The sequence below is a fragment of the Streptomyces mutomycini genome (assembly GCF_001700505.1).
GTDB lineage: Bacteria > Actinomycetota > Actinomycetes > Streptomycetales > Streptomycetaceae > Streptomyces > Streptomyces mutomycini.
In genome coordinates this window covers 1-698 of sequence record NZ_MAPV01000353.1, presented here as the reverse complement: position 1 = coordinate 698, position 698 = coordinate 1, and the positions used below count along the sequence as shown (strand labels likewise).

The window sequence follows — 698 nt, the reverse complement described above, 5'->3', positions numbered from 1 at the left end:
CCCGGACGGATCACTGCCGCTGCTCTCGGCCCTCGTGGTCCTGCGAGAGACCGGCCGGCCCTCCGGTGGCTTCTTCAAGTTGGCTCGATGTGCACCGTACATGCGGTCGGGTGACGACACCGAGCTGTGGATCGAAGAGATCAAGCAGCTCGCGGTGCACTTCGCTGCTCGAGCCGGTTGATCCAGATCACGTGTCCCGGCGCCGCGCCCGGTTCAGTTGCTTCAGTTCGATGATGGTCGCGACGGCGCGCAGCCAGGTTGCCGCGGTGTCGTCGGCGGCGATCCCGCCCGCGAGTTCGGCGCCGGCCAGCAGCCACTCCTGTACGAGGACGGCCGCCTCCCGGCCGGGCAGGGGCTCGGGCAGCTCTGCGGCGCGGGCGAGTCCGCCGGCACGCACGGTGTCGGCGAGGAAGGCGACCGAGCGCGGCTCGGTGCCGAGGCGGTCGAGGATGACGGCCGCGGCCGCGGCACCGTCGCCGAACAGCGCGGTGCGCCGGGTGCCGGGCTCGGCGGTGAGGCCGTAACGCAGCAGGACGGTGATGTCGAGCCGGGCCAGCTCGTCGTCCGTGCGGTCCGGCGGGTACGGGGCGTCGTTCATGGCGGGGCCTCGGATATCTCGTCTCGGCTGACTGGTCCGCTGCGGTTCAGCTGACGGTGACGGTGTAGGTGATGCGCTCGGGAGCCGGGGAGGGGGAGGC

General features: G+C 71.9%; 1 protein-coding gene and 1 pseudogene. One reads left to right on the top strand and one right to left on the bottom strand.

Annotated elements, in window-relative coordinates; all coding sequences use genetic code 11:
• Window positions 1–181: pseudogene (locus BFF76_RS30415) on the top strand (hypothetical protein); the annotation flags it as partial.
• 6 nt (window positions 182–187) lie between these two features.
• Here BFF76_RS30415 and BFF76_RS30410 read toward each other — a convergent pair.
• Window positions 188–598, bottom strand: a complete 411-nt coding sequence (locus BFF76_RS30410) for a hypothetical protein (RefSeq protein WP_031095134.1) — start codon at window positions 596–598, stop codon at window positions 188–190.
• Window positions 599–698 lie beyond the last annotated feature (100 nt).